At 71.0% G+C, this 13,599-nt stretch carries 15 protein-coding genes; 8 read left to right on the forward strand and 7 right to left on the reverse strand.

Going from position 1 to position 13,599, the window contains the following annotated elements; translation table 11 throughout:
• Nucleotides 1-183 precede the first annotated feature (183 nt).
• Nucleotides 184-390 (forward strand): DUF3073 domain-containing protein, encoded by a 207-nt coding sequence (locus tag RR49_RS08050; protein ID WP_045247548.1) that lies wholly within the window; start codon nucleotides 184-186, stop codon nucleotides 388-390.
• A gap of 69 nt (nucleotides 391-459) precedes the next feature.
• On the opposite strand, the gene purF is transcribed toward RR49_RS08050, so the two are convergent.
• Nucleotides 460-1,920 (reverse strand): amidophosphoribosyltransferase, encoded by a 1,461-nt coding sequence (gene purF, locus RR49_RS08055; RefSeq protein WP_045247549.1) that lies wholly within the window; start codon nucleotides 1,918-1,920, stop codon nucleotides 460-462.
• A 7-nt stretch (nucleotides 1,921-1,927) separates the two neighbouring features.
• A complete protein-coding gene (gene purM / locus RR49_RS08060) occupies nucleotides 1,928-3,067 on the reverse strand; it encodes a phosphoribosylformylglycinamidine cyclo-ligase (RefSeq protein WP_045247550.1) in 1,140 nt (379 codons plus the stop codon).
• 48 nt (nucleotides 3,068-3,115) lie between these two features.
• On the opposite strand from purM, the gene RR49_RS08065 reads away from it, so the two are divergent.
• Nucleotides 3,116-3,724, forward strand: coding sequence for a hypothetical protein (locus RR49_RS08065; protein WP_045247551.1), 609 nt, complete (start codon nucleotides 3,116-3,118; stop codon nucleotides 3,722-3,724).
• A gap of 9 nt (nucleotides 3,725-3,733) precedes the next feature.
• Here RR49_RS08065 and RR49_RS08070 read toward each other — a convergent pair whose 3' ends face one another.
• Both RR49_RS08070 and RR49_RS08075 read right to left on the reverse strand, forming a co-directional pair.
• Nucleotides 3,734-4,060 carry a hypothetical protein gene (locus RR49_RS08070; protein WP_048809093.1) on the reverse strand — a complete coding sequence of 109 codons (327 nt, stop codon included), beginning with the start codon at nucleotides 4,058-4,060 and terminating at the stop codon, nucleotides 3,734-3,736.
• 186 nt (nucleotides 4,061-4,246) lie between these two features.
• Nucleotides 4,247-4,603: a sterol carrier family protein gene (locus RR49_RS08075; protein ID WP_045247582.1), complete on the reverse strand. Its 357-nt coding sequence runs from the start codon at nucleotides 4,601-4,603 to the stop codon at nucleotides 4,247-4,249.
• Nucleotides 4,604-4,636: 33 nt separating this feature from the next.
• Between RR49_RS08075 and purD the strand changes: the two genes are divergently transcribed.
• Nucleotides 4,637-5,908 (forward strand): phosphoribosylamine--glycine ligase, encoded by a 1,272-nt coding sequence (gene purD / locus RR49_RS08080; protein WP_045247552.1) that lies wholly within the window; start codon nucleotides 4,637-4,639, stop codon nucleotides 5,906-5,908.
• 70 nt (nucleotides 5,909-5,978) lie between these two features.
• On the opposite strand, the gene RR49_RS08085 is transcribed toward purD, so the two are convergent.
• Nucleotides 5,979-7,412, reverse strand: coding sequence for a DHA2 family efflux MFS transporter permease subunit (locus RR49_RS08085; protein ID WP_157013179.1), 1,434 nt, complete (start codon nucleotides 7,410-7,412; stop codon nucleotides 5,979-5,981).
• A gap of 136 nt (nucleotides 7,413-7,548) precedes the next feature.
• Nucleotides 7,549-8,130 carry a PadR family transcriptional regulator gene (locus RR49_RS08090; RefSeq protein WP_045247554.1) on the reverse strand — a complete coding sequence of 194 codons (582 nt, stop codon included), beginning with the start codon at nucleotides 8,128-8,130 and terminating at the stop codon, nucleotides 7,549-7,551.
• 115 nt (nucleotides 8,131-8,245) lie between these two features.
• Here RR49_RS08090 and RR49_RS08095 point away from each other — a divergent pair, with 115 nt between their 5' ends.
• Genes RR49_RS08095 through RR49_RS08110 form a run of 4 tightly spaced genes read left to right on the forward strand, consistent with a single transcriptional unit; the run spans nucleotide 8,246 to nucleotide 10,850 of the window.
• A complete protein-coding gene (locus RR49_RS08095; protein WP_048809094.1) occupies nucleotides 8,246-8,584 on the forward strand; it encodes a hypothetical protein in 339 nt (112 codons plus the stop codon).
• Between the two features lie 20 nt (nucleotides 8,585-8,604).
• Nucleotides 8,605-9,030 carry a GNAT family acetyltransferase gene (locus RR49_RS08100; protein WP_045247555.1) on the forward strand — a complete coding sequence of 142 codons (426 nt, stop codon included), beginning with the start codon at nucleotides 8,605-8,607 and terminating at the stop codon, nucleotides 9,028-9,030.
• A gap of 25 nt (nucleotides 9,031-9,055) precedes the next feature.
• Nucleotides 9,056-9,949, forward strand: coding sequence for a phosphoribosylaminoimidazolesuccinocarboxamide synthase (locus tag RR49_RS08105; RefSeq protein ID WP_045247556.1), 894 nt, complete (start codon nucleotides 9,056-9,058; stop codon nucleotides 9,947-9,949).
• Between the two features lie 40 nt (nucleotides 9,950-9,989).
• Nucleotides 9,990-10,850, forward strand: a complete 861-nt coding sequence (locus tag RR49_RS08110) for a VOC family protein (protein WP_045247557.1) — start codon at nucleotides 9,990-9,992, stop codon at nucleotides 10,848-10,850.
• Nucleotides 10,851-10,878: 28 nt separating this feature from the next.
• Here the strand turns inward: RR49_RS08110 and RR49_RS08115 are convergent, their stop codons facing one another.
• Nucleotides 10,879-12,318, reverse strand: a complete 1,440-nt coding sequence (locus RR49_RS08115; protein WP_045247558.1) for a GH1 family beta-glucosidase — start codon at nucleotides 12,316-12,318, stop codon at nucleotides 10,879-10,881.
• A 183-nt stretch (nucleotides 12,319-12,501) separates the two neighbouring features.
• Between RR49_RS08115 and RR49_RS08120 the strand changes: the two genes are divergently transcribed.
• Nucleotides 12,502-13,599, forward strand: a 1,098-nt coding sequence (locus RR49_RS08120) for an HNH endonuclease family protein (protein WP_157013178.1), incomplete at its 3' end; no start/stop codon positions are given.

The following is a 13,599-nucleotide window of genomic DNA, read 5'->3' on the forward strand; positions in this document are numbered from 1 at the left end:
CTCGGATGCCGCACCCCGGCGTCCGGCACCATGACGACACCGTGCGCATCGCCCCGCACACTGCACGGAGGCGGGGCGATGCGCCGTGTTATTCTGAGTGCTATTCTTCCCGGCTCCTCAGCCGGACTCGTGGATACGTCGGGCCCCTCGAAGCCCGCTTCTCAGATCGTGAGGGGGTCTCGCATGGGGCGTGGCCGTCAAAAGGCGAAGCACACCAAGATCGCCCGTGAGCTCAAGTCGTACAGCCCGAGCGTGAACTACGCCGCGCTGGAGCGTGAGCTCGGGCATCCCAGCGACGAGGGCGACCAGTACGTCGACAAGTGGGCCGACGAGTACGACGACGAGGACGAGCTCGAAGAGGAAGACGCCTTCGACAACGAGAAGGCCTGAGCCCGACCCGCTCTCACCCGCCACGTGGCGCCGACGCGGGCACGCGGCATCCGCTCGCGACGACCGCCCTCAGGACGTCTGCGTGCCCTCGACCCAGGCCAGGTATTCCTCACTGACCGTGCCCGTGACGTAGCGGCCGTCGAAGCAGCTCATGTCGAGATCCTCGACGTCGGAGCCCTCGAGGATCGCCGCCTTCAGGTCGTCGATCTCCTGGTAGACCATGTAGTCGGCGCCGAGCTCCTTGGCGATCTCGGGGATCGTGCGGCCGTGGGCGACGAGCTCGTGGCGGGAGGGCATGTTGATGCCGTAGACGTGCGGGTAGCGCACCGGCGGCGCGGCCGATGCGAACGTCACGCTCTTCGCGCCCGCGTCGCGCGCCATCTGGATGATCTCCTTGCTCGTCGTGCCGCGCACGATCGAGTCGTCGACCAGCAGCACGTTCTTGCCCTTGAACTCGCTCGACATCGCATTGAGCTTCTGGCGCACGCTCTTCTTGCGCACCGCCTGGCCGGGCATGATGAACGTGCGGCCGATGTAGCGGTTCTTGTAGAAGCCCTCGCGGTACTCGATGCCGAGCTTGCGGGCCACCTGCATCGCCGCGGGACGCGACGAGTCGGGGATCGGCATGACCACGTCGATCGTGCCGGCCGGCGTGTACTTCGCGATCGTGTCGGCCAGACGGTCACCCATGCGCAGGCGCGTCTCGTAGACCGAGATGCCGTTCATGATCGAGTCGGGGCGCGCGAGATAGACGTACTCGAACGAGCACGGGTAGAGCGTGGGCTGCTCGGCGCACTGCCGCGTGTGCAGCGTGCCCTCGAGATCGACGAACACGGCCTCTCCCGGCAGCACGTCGCGCACGACCTCGAAGCCGGCGTTCTCGAGCACGAGCGACTCGGATGCCACGATCCACTCGTAGCGGCCGTTGGCCGCCTGGCGGGTGCCGATGATCAGCGGACGGATGCCGAACGGGTCGCGGAACGCGAGGAGACCGTACCCGGCGATGAGCGCGATCGTCGCGTACGAGCCCTCGACGCGGCGGTGCACCCGGCTCACCGCCTCGAAGATCTGGTCGGGGTCGAGCTCGAGGCCCGAGATCACCTGCTGCAGCTCACCCGCGAGAACGTTCACGAGCAGCTCGGTGTCGGAGCTCGTGTTGAGGTGCCGGCGATCCTTGTGGAAGAGCTCGTCGGTCAGCTCGCGCGTGTTGGTGAGGTTGCCGTTGTGCACGAGCACGATGCCGTAGGGGGCGTTCACATAGAACGGCTGCGCCTCCTCCTCGCTCGACGCGGTGCCCTTGGTCGCATAGCGCACGTGACCGAGCCCGATCTCGCCCAACAGCGACCGCATGTCGCGGGTGCGGAACGCCTCGCGCACCTGCCCGCGCGCCTTCACCTGATGGAAGACGCCGCTGCGCTCGGCGGTGGCGATGCCCGTCGAGTCCTGCCCACGGTGCTGCAGTAGCAGCAGGGCGTCGTAGATCTCCTGATTGACCAGCCCTTGGCCGACCATTCCGACGATGCCGCACATAGAGGTGTTACTTCGCTCCGGGGGTGAGGTGGGTGGCGGGGCCGCCGGCGTAGGCGCCGACGAGACGGACCGAGCCGCCGTCGACGCCCTTGGCGCCGTGCTCGAAGTGGCCGTCGGGCAGGGCGCCGTCGCGCACGACGCCGACCTGCCACGTGGGGATGCCGGCATCGATGAGAGCGGATGCCGCGGCATCCGCCTTGTCGGCCGAGACGATCGCGAGGAAGCCGATGCCGAGGTTCCAGGTGCCCTCGGTCTCGACGAGGTCGAGCTGGCCGAGTTCGGCGAGCACACGGAAGACGGGCGCCGGCGACCAGGTGGAGCGATCGAGCTCGACCCAGGTCGACCGGGGAAGCACCCGGGCGAGGTTGGCGGCGATGCCGCCGCCGGTGACGTGGCTGAGCGCATGGATGCGGTCGCCGAACGCGTCGATGAGGCCGAGCAGCGGCGTCGTGTAGAGACGGGTCGGCTCGAGGAGCGCCTCACCCCACGTCGTGCCGAAGTCGGCGGCGTTGTCGCCGTACTGGATGCCCGCACGCGCGACGATGTGGCGCACGAGCGAGAAGCCGTTCGAGTGGAGTCCGCTCGAGCCGAGCGCGAGCACGACGTCGCCGGACTGCACGCGCTCGTAGCCGAGCACGCGATCGGCCTCGACCACTCCGGTCGCCGCGCCCGCCACGTCGTAGTCACCGATGCCGAGCAGCCCCGGGTGCTCGGCGGTCTCGCCGCCGACCAGGGCCGTACCGGTCTCGGCGCAGCCGTGCGCGATGCCGCGCACGATGTCGGCGATGCGCTCGGGGAAGACCTTGCCGCACGCGATGTAATCGGTCATGAACAGCGGCTTCGCACCGACCACGACGATGTCGTCGACGACCATGCCGACGAGATCCTGGCCGATAGTGTCGTGCTTGTCGATGGCCTGCGCGATCGCGACCTTCGTGCCGACGCCGTCGGTGCTGGAGGCGAGCAGCGGGCGCGTGTAGCCCGTGAGCGCCGAGGCGTCGAATAGCCCCGCGAACCCGCCGACACCGCCGAGCACCTCGGGTCCGTGCGTGCGCTTGACGGCGGACTTCATGAGCTCGACCGCCAGGTCACCCGCCGCCGTATCGACACCGGCCTCGGAATACGGATTGCGCGGGGAATCGACCACGCGCCCAGCCTACCCGCGACGCGCGCACCTCCGCCCTACACTGGCGCCATGAGCGCCGGGGATGCGCAGTGGGTGGTCCGTGAGGATGCCGGACGCCCGGTTCTCCTCGCCCTCTATCTGAGGCAGGTGCTGGGGCTCCGCTCCCCTGACGAGCTGCCGGTGCTGCGCGGCATCCCTCTCGCCGACCCCGCCCGCGACGCCGACCTGCAGCAGACCCTCGAACGGCAGTGGCGCGCGTTCTGGGCCATGACGGTCGAGCCGCAGGCGCATCCGTCGCCCGTTCCCCTCGCGCTGGTCGGCGGATTCGAGACGCTCGTCGCCCTGCCGATCGAGGGTGCCGACGAGCTGCGCCAGCACATCGCCCCGCACGCGCGACCGGCGCTCGCGTACGCCGAGCGCGCACACGAGTCGTATCGTGCCGATGCCGCCGCCACCCCGCGTGCGTCGGCGCGGGCGTACCGCAGCGCGATCGCCGATCACGAGCGACAGGTGGGCCGCCCCGCCCACTCGTTCGAACTGAACGTGCAGGTGCTGCCGCTGGCTCAGCGCGGCGTGTGGTGGATCGGCTCACTCACGATCGCGGTGACCGACGGGCTGCGCGACGACGTGGTGGCGTTCGACTCGGCGCTGCACCCGATCATCGCCGACCTGGCGTGACCGGGCGCGTCACTCCTCGATGCGGATGCGGTCGCGCTCGACCTCGACCTCGACGACCCGGCGGCCGACGGTGCGATCGAGCACCACGGCGACCAGCAGCGCCAGCAGCACGCCGACGGCCACGCACACGAGCAGCAGGAAGCCGAAGACCTGCAGCTGCGTGTAGGTGACGCCCGTCACGCTCGTCTCGTCCGCACCGTGGAACGCGAAGGTCAGCACCATCGCGGCCACGAGCCCGACCGCCGCGCCGATCACGAGGAAGACCGTGAACTTCGGCGCGCGCCGCACCGTCGCGCGCTGACGCACGGGGGCCGAGGTGTCGGGGGTGTCGCTCACGCCTCCATTGTCGCACCGCGGTCGCCGCGCGGGTTCCGCGGCGGGAACCGCACAGCGCGCGGCGATGTCGGTGAGACGGCACCGTGCGCGGCGGGCGGGGTTCCGCGCGGCGCGCACCGTGCCTTCCGGTGCCGCGCGTGGCGCGCGGCGTGCCTTCCGGTGCCGCGCGCGGCGGAGCGCCGCGGCTCAGGGGCGCAGCGGCAGCAGATCGGAGATGTCGGCGCGCACGCCCGACGCGACGATGAGGCCGGCGGCCGCGGCATCCGCCCACGACCGCTGGCCCGTCGCGAGGGCGATCCAGGTGCGCGCGTCGGTCTCGACGACGTTCGGCGGCGTGCCGCGCGTGTGCCGCGGACCCTCGATGACCTGCACGGCCCCGAACGGCGGCACCCGCACCTCGACCGTGTGCCCTGGCGCCTTCTCGAGGAGCAGCTGCAGCAGGTAGCGCACCGCCGTCGCCAGGTCGGCGCGGGCCGGCGCGTCGGTCGCGGCGACCGCCGCGAGGGCGGCCCGGCCGTCGCCGGTGTCGATCTTCGGGGGCACAGCTCGACGGTAGCCCGTCGGTAGGCTGACCGGGTGAGAATCCTCGTCCTCGGCTCGGGCGCGCGCGAGCACGCCATCATCCTCTCGCTGCGCTCGGAGGACGAGGAGCACGTCATCTTCGCGGCCCCCGGCAACGCCGGTATCGCCCGCGACGCCGCCCTCGTCGACCTCGACCCGGTCGACCCCGCGGCCGTCACCGCCTTCGCACTCGAGCACGACATCGCCCTCGTGGTGATCGGCCCCGAGGCGCCGCTCGTCGCCGGCGTCGCCGACGCGGTGCGCGAGCGCGGCATCCCCGTCTTCGGTCCGAGCCGCGCTGCCGCCCAGCTCGAAGGCTCGAAGGCGTTCGCGAAGCGCATCATGGATGCCGCGGGCGTGCCGACCGGGCGGGCGATCCGCGCGCACGATCTGTCGTCGACCGCCGCGGCGCTCGACGATCTGGGCGCCCCCCACGTCGTCAAGGCCGACGGGCTCGCCGCCGGCAAGGGCGTGATCGTGACGAGCGACCGCGAGGCCGCCCTCGCCCACGCCGCCCACTACCTGCCGTCGGGGCCGGTGCTCGTCGAGGAGTTCCTCGACGGACCCGAGGTGTCGCTCTTCTTCCTCAGTGACGGCGACCACGTGCTGCCGCTCTCCCCCGCCCAGGACTTCAAGCGTCTGCGCGACGGCGACGAGGGCCCGAACACCGGCGGCATGGGCGCCTACTCGCCCCTCCCCTGGCTGTCGGAGCGCTTCGGTGGCGAGGAGGAGTTCGTCGAGCTCGTGACCCGGGACGTCGCCGAGCCCGTCATCCGTCAGCTCGACTCCGAGGGCACCCCGTTCATCGGGCTCCTCTACGCGGGCCTCATCATCACGGAGGCGGGCGTGAAGGTCATCGAGTTCAACGCACGCTTCGGCGACCCCGAGACCCAGATCGTGCTGCCGCGCCTCATCGATCCGCTGTCGCGGCTGCTGCTGGCCGCAGCATCCGGCACGCTCGAGGACCAGCCGAAGCCCGCCTTCGCCGACGCGGTCGCGGTGACGGTCGTGCTGGCGAGCGAGGGCTACCCGGATGCCCCGCAGACCGGACGCGCTCTCCGCGGGCTCGACGCCGCCGACGCCGTCGACGGCGTCCACGTCGCGCACGCCGCGACCGCCGACACCGAGCAGGGACTCATCGCCACCGGGGGTCGCGTGCTCAACGTGGTCGCGCTCGGATCCACCTTCGGCGAGGCGCGGGAGCGCGCCTACGACGCCCTGTCCCGCATCGAGCTCGACGGCGGACAGTACCGCACCGACATCGCCGCGCGCGTCGTGGAGCACTGAGCCGCGGCATCCGCCCCTGCACACCACGAGGCCCGCACCCTGATCGGGGTGCGGGCCTCGTGGTGTCGGGTCAGTGGCCGCCGGCCGAGGCAGCAGGCTCGCCGGCGGGAGCGCCCGCGCCGTGGGTCGGCGCCGGTACCTTGCGCAGGAACAGCGCGGCGATCACCGCGACGAAGATCACCACGATCGGCAGGATCATCGTCTGCGCCATCGCCGTCGCGAACGGTCCCGCGATCATGCTCGGGAGGGCGCCGGCGGTGAAGTCGCCCGTGTGCGAGCCCGCTCCGGGAAGATTGTCCTGGAGCCGCCCCTGCATGAAGGCGGCGACCGCGGCGGAGCCGATGACCGAGCCGATCGTGCGGGTGGTGTTGTAGATGCCCGCGCCGGCGCCCGCCTGGCGGGGCGGCAGGTTGCGGGTCGCCGAGGTGGCGAGCGGCCCCCACATTCCCGCGTTGCCGATACCCATGAGCGCCGAGGGCAGCAGGAATGCCCACACCGGGGTGTCGGGCTTCATGATGAGGGCGTACCAGACGAGGGATCCGGCGACCGCGAGCAGGGCGGGAACGAGCATGAGGCGCGGGTCGATGCGGTCGAGGAGACGACCGGCGACCGGCGCGAGACCGCCCGCGAACAGCGCCATGGGGATGAGCAGCAGCGCCGACTCGGTCGGCGTTCGCCCGAGGGCGAGCTGGTAGAAGAACATCAGCGGCAGCGACATGCTCGTCACGGTGAAGCCGACGGCGGCGATGCCGAGGTTGGCGGCGGAGAAGTTGCGATCCCGGAACAGCCCGAGCGGCACGAGCGGCTCGCTCTTGGTGCGCGCCTGAGTCCACACGAAGAGGACGAGAAGCACCACGCCCCCGGCGATCATCGTCCAGATCCAGCCGTTCCAGTCGTAGCTCTCCCCCTCCTGCAGGCCGAAGACGATGAGGAACAGCGCGGCGGCGCTCAGCACGACCCCGACGAGGTCGAACTTGTGGGGGTGGGTGGGCAGCTTCGGCACGAGGATGACGGCCATGACGAAGCCGATGACGCCGACCGGCAGGTTGACGAAGAAGATCCACTCCCAGCCGAGGCCGTCGACGAGCAGACCGCCGGCGAGCGGGCCGACGAGCATGGCCACGCCCGCCGTCGCGCCCCACAGGCCCATCGCGGCACCGCGCTGGTTCGGCGGGAAGGTGCGCGTGATGACGGCCATGGTCTGCGGCGTGACCAGGGCCGCGCCGAGGCCCTGCACGGCGCGCATCGCGATGAGCATCGGAAGGGTCGTGGACAGTCCGCAGCCGACCGAGGCGAGCGTGAAGACGGCGAGACCGATGAGGTAGATGTTCTTCGGGCCGAATCGGTCGCCGAGACGTCCGGTGATCAGCAGCGGCACGGCGTAGGTGAGCAGGTAGGCGCTCGTGACCCACACGACGTTGTCGAGGTTGGAGGTCGCGGGATCGAGCGCCGCCTTGATGGCGGGGTTGGCGACGGAGACGATCGTGGTGTCGACCAGGATCATGAAGAAGCCGATGATGAGGGCCCACAGCGCGGGCCACGGGCTGCGCGGGTGGGCGGCCGCGGGGGTGCGGGTCGCTCCGGTGGAGGTCTGGCTCACGGGGTGCCTTTCTGGCGAAGAGGATGCGGGGGGTCGGGGCTCACGCGGACGCGTGCACGCCCCACGGGTAGGCCTGGGTGATCAGGTCGTCGAGGAGTCGGTCGATCCAGGCGAGGTCGGCGGTGAGTAGCGCCTGCTGCCGCACGATCTCGACGAGGTATTGGGGCTCGGACCCGCGGGCGTCGGCATCGCAGCGCATGCGGGCGATGTCGTCGGCCTCGGCCTCGAGCGCGGCGCGGCGCTCACGCAGCAGCGCGACGGTCTCGGTGCGGTCGAGGTTGTGGGCCTCGGCGAGCGCGATGCGGAACGAGGCGGGCCGGTCGATGCGGGGAAGCTCGCGACGCACCCAGGCTGCGACCGTCTCGTCCCCCTCGGGGGTGAGGGCGTACGTGGTGCGCTCGGGGCGGTTGCCGTCGCGGTCGACACCGGTCTCGACGATCAGCTCGGCGGCGGCGAGCTTGGCCACCGCGTGGTAGAGCGTGCCGTTCGCGAGTGTGAGGAGGCGGTCTTCGCGGCGCTCGCGCAGCAGCCGCATCATCTCGTAGGGATGCATCGGGCCTTCGCGCAACAGAGCGAGCACCATGACCCCCATGGGGCTGAGGCGATCGACGTAGTCCGACATGATTACTCCGAGTTGATTAGTCCACGTGGACTATATACCCCGCCGGCGGCATCCGGAAGCCGCTCCGGAAAGATCGTGCTCGGGGGCACCGACATCCGCGCCCTACGATGTGCGCATGGTCGATCACGCCGCGCGCGACCGCGCCCACGAGGCATTCGACCCCATCGCCCAGCGCTATCTCGCGCGCGACGGGGTCGACATCGGGCGCATGTTCGGCTCCGAGGGTCTGCGCGTGCGGGGCAAGGTGTTCGCCTTCGTCGGGTTCGACGGCGGCCTCATCCTCAAACTCCCCGAGGCCCGCGTGGACGAGATCTCCGCAGAGGGCTGGGGCACACGCATGGCGATGCGAGGGCGGCCGATGCGGGAGTGGGCGGTGCTCGATGTCGACGAACTCGCGCATTGGGACGCCGCGGTCGGAGAGGCCTTCGCGTTCGTCGACGAACTCACCGAGTGAGCCCCCGCTAGCCTCGGGGGATGCCCCGCGACATCCGACCCCTGCGGCCCGCCGACATCGAGGCCGTCGTCGCACTGTGGGAGGAGAGCGGGCTCACGCGGCCCTGGAACGACCCGCGCCGCGACATCGACCGTGCACGCACGCTGTGGCCCGACCTGCTGCTCGTCGCCGCGGACGACGATGCGATCGTCGGGACGGTGATGGCGGGCTACGACGGGCACCGTGGGTGGCTGTCGTACCTCGCGACCAGCCCCGGGAACCGTGGCGAGGGCATCGGCCGCGCGCTGGTCGCCGAGGCCGAGTCCCGTCTCCCCGCTCTCGGCTGCCCGAAGGTGCAGCTCATGGTGCGCGCCGGCAACGAGCAGGTGCTGGGCTTCTACGATGCGCTCGGATACGAACGCGTCGACGTGACGGTGACCGGCAAGCGCCTCATCGCCGACGCGTGACGGGCGCGCCCGCGATAATGGGCGGGTGACGAGCACCCCCGCACTCCCCGGCTGGCGACACGTGTACTCCGGCAAGGTCCGCGACCTGTATGTGCCCGACGACACGGCAGCGGATGCCGCGGCCTCCCGCCTCCTCGTCGTGGCGAGCGATCGGGTGAGCGCCTTCGACCATGTGCTCGAGCCGGGCATCCCCGGGAAGGGCGCCGTGCTGACGCAGCTGAGCCTGTGGTGGTTCGACCGCCTCGCGGGCGGCGACGGGGGGCGCGGCATCCCGAATCACCTCACGGGAGACGAGCCCCCGGCGGCGGTCGCCGACCGCGCGATGGTGGTCGCCGCCCTCGACATGCAGCCGATCGAGTGCGTCGTGCGCGGCTATCTCACCGGGTCGGGCTGGGCGGAGTACCAGCAGTCGGGCACGGTGTGCGGCATCCCGATCGTGGCGGGGCTGACGAACGGCGACCGCCTGCCCGAGCCGATCTTCACCCCGGCGTACAAGGCGCCGCTCGGCGAGCACGACGAGAACATCACGTTCGAGCGCACCGTCGAGCTCGTCGGGGTCGAGAACGCCGAGACGCTGCGCGCGCTCTCGCTCGAGGTCTACGGCCGGGCCGCTGCCGCCGCCGAGGAGCGCGGACTGATCCTCGCGGACACGAAGTTCGAGTTCGGACTCGACGCGGACGGCGTGATGACGCTCGCCGACGAGGTGCTGACCCCTGATTCGTCGCGCTATTGGGATGCCGCGGCCTGGCGCACCGGCGAGACCCCGGCCGAGCGCATGGCGAGCTTCGACAAGCAGATCGTGCGGGACTGGCTGAGCGCGCACTGGGACGGTGCCGGTGAGCCGCCGACGCTGCCCGGCGAGGTGGTCGAGCGGGCGTCCGCACGCTACCGCGAGCTTCTGGTCACACTCGGAGCTTGACCGCGGGAATGACGCGGCCCGGTGGGTGTTAAGTATTCGTATGAATGAAAAACTCGCCGCCGACACCGCGATGGGCGCCGTGACCCTGCTCGTCGGCGACCTCGACGCGATGACGCGTTACTACCGGGACGTCGTCACCCTCGAGGTGCTCACCGCCGAGGGCGACACCGTCACCCTCGGACGCGCCGGCCGGCCCATCGTGATCCTGCGTCACGACCCGCGCCTGCGGCACGCCCCCGCCGGATCGGCGGGACTGTTCCACACCGCGATCCTGTTCGAGAGTCGCGCGGCCCTCGCCGCCGCGCTCTACAGCGTCGCCCGCCACGCCCCGCAGACCTTCACCGGCAGCGCCGACCACCTCGTCAGCCAGGCGTTCTACTTCACCGACCCCGAGGGCAACGGCATCGAGCTCTACTGGGACCGCGCGCGCACCGCCTGGTCGTGGACCCACGGCCAGGTCGAGATGGCGACGCTCTACCTCGACCCGAACGCGTTCCTGTCGGAACACCTCACTGAGCAGGCCGCCGCGGGTTCGACGGCGGGGGACGCGGCATCCGTCGGTCACGTGCACCTGTCGGTCGGGGATGTCGCGACCGCCCGCGCGTTCTACGTCGACACCCTGGGCTTCGACGCCACCGCGAGCATGGGCAACCAGGCGCTGTTCGTGTCGGCCGGCCGCTACCACCACCACATGGCGATGAACGTGTGGAACTCGCGCGGCGCCGGACCCCGCATGCCCGCCCTCGGCCTCGGCCGGGTCGAGCTCGCGCTGCCCGACGGCGACGCGATCGGCGAACTCGGCGAGCGCCTCTCGCACCACGGCATCGCCACCGCGAACGACGGCCGCACCGTCACCTTCGCCGACCCGTGGAACAACGAACTGGTCGCGCACCTCGCGTGAGGCACGCGGGCGGGTAAGGGAGGCGCGATCACACCGCCCGGTCGGCGATGATGCGCGCGTACGCGAGCGCGGAGTCCTTCGGCGTGCGCTCCTGGGTGTCGTAGTCGACCCGCACGATGCCGAAGCGCTTCTCGTAGCCCCAGGCCCACTCGAAGTTGTCGAGCAGCGACCAGTAGAAGTAGCCGCCGACGTCCACACCCCGCTCGATCGCGGCGTGGATCGCGGCGACATGCCCCTCCAGGAACGCCACCCGGTCGACGTCGTGCACTCGTCGCTCGCCGTCATCGACGACGAGCTCGTCGTCGTAGGCGGCGCCGTTCTCGGTGACGAAGAGGCGGGTGCCCGCGGCATCCGCGTACTGGGTCGCGACCCGCACGAGCAGGTCGGTGAGCCCCTCGGGCTGCACCTCCCATCCCATGCCCGTGCGCGGCAGGCCCCGCTCGAACCAGTGCACGTCGTCGGCGGCGGGGAAGGGCGAGGCGCCCTCGCGCTCGGTGGGAGCCTGATCGGCGGGCGGCGCCTGCTCGGGCACGCGTCCACCGACGAACTCGTTGTGGTAGTAGTTCACGCCGAGTGCGTCGATCGGCGTCGAGATGACGGCGAGGTCGCCCGGCTGCACGGCCGCCTCGAGCGCATCGACCGCCTCGGGGTCGACGGCGCGGATGTCGTCGACGACGTCCGCGGGGTACGCCCCGAGGAACACCGGGTCGAGGAACCAGCGGTTGAACTGGCCGTCGATGCGGCGGGCGGCATCGAGGTCGCGCGGGTCGGACGGATCGGCGGGCTGAGCGCCGGTGAGGTTGAGGGTGATACCGAGCGACAGGTCGGCGTCGCGGGCGCGCAGCTGCTGCACCGTCTGGCCGTGGCCGAGCAGCAGGTGATGGGCCGCGAGCAGCCCCTCGCGTCGCGAATAGTGGCCGGGAGCATGGATGCCCGCGGTGTAGCTGAGGAACGACGAGCACCACGGCTCGTTGAGCGTCGTCCAGACGTTCACCCGGTCGCCGAGGGCGTCGTGCACGTCGAGGGCGTACTCGGTGAAGCGCTCGGCGGTGTCACGCACCGTCCAACCGCCTCGCTCCTGCAGCGCCTGCGGGAGATCCCAGTGATAGAGGGTGAGCCACGGCAGGATGTCGGCGCCGAGCAGTTCGTCGACCAGCCGCGAGTAGAAGTCGATGCCCGCCGGGTTGAGCGCGCCGCCGTCGGGTCGCACCCGTGACCACGACACCGAGAACCGGTAGGTCTGCAGCCCCAGGCGCTTCATGAGCGCGACGTCCTGCGGGTAGCGGTGGTAGTGGTCGCAGGCGGTCTCGCCGTCGTCGCCCGCGATGACCGCGCCGGGCACGCGGCAGAACGCGTCCCAGATCGAGTCGCGGCGCCCGTCGACGTGCGCGGCTCCCTCGATCTGGAATGCGGCGGTCGCGGCACCGAAGAGGAAGTCGTCGGGGAAACGGCGGGGGGAGACGCTCATGGCCCCCATTATTGGGCACGTCCGAGCGTTCCTCGAATCGATTCGACGATGGGACGGGAATCTCCCATGTGGAACCTGGATCCCGCACACGGGTCTGCTCGTCGAGTTCGACCCTCGGATGCTCCAGCGCAAAGTATGAGCGTCGGCGATGTGTGAGCTTTGACAGAGCTGTGTAACTGAGAAATGCTGACGCTCATGGGGAACGTGGGGAGGAAGCGCTGGATCGTGCTGCTCGCAGCCACCGTCGCGCTCATCGTTGTCGCCGCCGTCACACCGCCGGCGGTCGGAATCATCATCGCGCTCGTCGTGGCGCCGGCCACGATCGTCGTCGCGATCGTCGCCTTCGTGCGAGGCGGCATCAGGGTCGTCGGCCTCTCGACGCGGGGGCTGGCCGCCCTCGCATTCGGCATGGGATTGGTGCTCTTCGTCGGCGCCGCGGCAGCGGCCGGCAGCCGGCTCGACAGGCCGTCGACGCAGCAGGCAGCAGCATCCGCTCCGGCAACGACTGCCTCACAGACACCGGCTGCCCCGACGCCGACGCCGACCTCACTGTCGGACGAGGCAGTCGAGGCGGCGGGCCTCGCCACGGCCGGCGGTGCCAGCGTGGTCGTCTCGACCGCGTCGTCGGGATCGGCGCTCGACGTGCTCGCCACGCTGCCGGTGCAGGCGGCGACCTCGCTCAGCGGCTATTCCCGGGACGCCTTTGGGCCGGCGTGGGCCGACGTCGACAAGAACGGGTGCGACACGCGCAACGACATCCTCGCGCGGGATCTGACCGGCATCACACGACCGGGCTCCTGCACGGTGACCGCGGGAACACTCACGTCGGCCTACTCCGGTGCGGTGGTGACATTCACCCGCGGCGAGAAGACATCGCCCCTCGTGCAGATCGATCACGTGGTGTCGCTCGCCGACGCCTGGACCACGGGCGCACAGACGCTCACGGCCGACCAGCGTCGCAGTCTCGCGAACGACCCTCTCAACCTGCAGGCGGTCGAGGGCACCCTCAACGAAGCGAAGAGCAACCTGGATGCCGCGGGCTGGCTCCCGCCGCTCGCCGGCTACCGCTGCACGTTCGTCGCGCGGCAGATCGCCGTCAAGAACGCCTACGGGCTCTGGGTGACGCCGGCGGAGAAGGCCGCGATGACGTCGGTGCTCGCCTCTTGTCCCGCGCAGCCGACCCCGGCATCGTCGTTCCAGGCGGCGGCGGTCGTCGCGCAGCCGGCACCGGCACGACCCGCTCCCGCTCCGGCCCCCGCCAAGCCCGCACCTGCCCAACCC

This window comes from Microbacterium ginsengisoli (assembly GCF_000956535.1).
Classification (GTDB): domain Bacteria; phylum Actinomycetota; class Actinomycetes; order Actinomycetales; family Microbacteriaceae; genus Microbacterium; species Microbacterium ginsengisoli.

What these genes read in the sequence shown, in the direction of transcription:
- RR49_RS08085 (WP_157013179.1), bottom strand. Translation starts at nt 7,412, where the DNA reads ATGATCCTGGTCGACACCACGATCGTCTCCGTCGCCAACCCCGCCATC.
- RR49_RS08100 (WP_045247555.1), top strand. Translation starts at nt 8,605, where the DNA reads ATGCCCCGCGACATCCGACCCCTGCGGCCCGCCGACATCGAGGCCGTC.
- RR49_RS08095 (WP_048809094.1), top strand. Translation starts at nt 8,246, where the DNA reads ATGGTCGATCACGCCGCGCGCGACCGCGCCCACGAGGCATTCGACCCC.
- purF (WP_045247549.1), bottom strand. Translation starts at nt 1,920, where the DNA reads ATGTGCGGCATCGTCGGAATGGTCGGCCAAGGGCTGGTCAATCAGGAG.
- RR49_RS08050 (WP_045247548.1), top strand. Translation starts at nt 184, where the DNA reads ATGGGGCGTGGCCGTCAAAAGGCGAAGCACACCAAGATCGCCCGTGAG.
- RR49_RS08115 (WP_045247558.1), bottom strand. Translation starts at nt 12,318, where the DNA reads ATGAGCGTCTCCCCCCGCCGTTTCCCCGACGACTTCCTCTTCGGTGCC.
- RR49_RS08065 (WP_045247551.1), top strand. Translation starts at nt 3,116, where the DNA reads ATGAGCGCCGGGGATGCGCAGTGGGTGGTCCGTGAGGATGCCGGACGC.
- RR49_RS08110 (WP_045247557.1), top strand. Translation starts at nt 9,990, where the DNA reads ATGAATGAAAAACTCGCCGCCGACACCGCGATGGGCGCCGTGACCCTG.
- RR49_RS08090 (WP_045247554.1), bottom strand. Translation starts at nt 8,130, where the DNA reads ATGTCGGACTACGTCGATCGCCTCAGCCCCATGGGGGTCATGGTGCTC.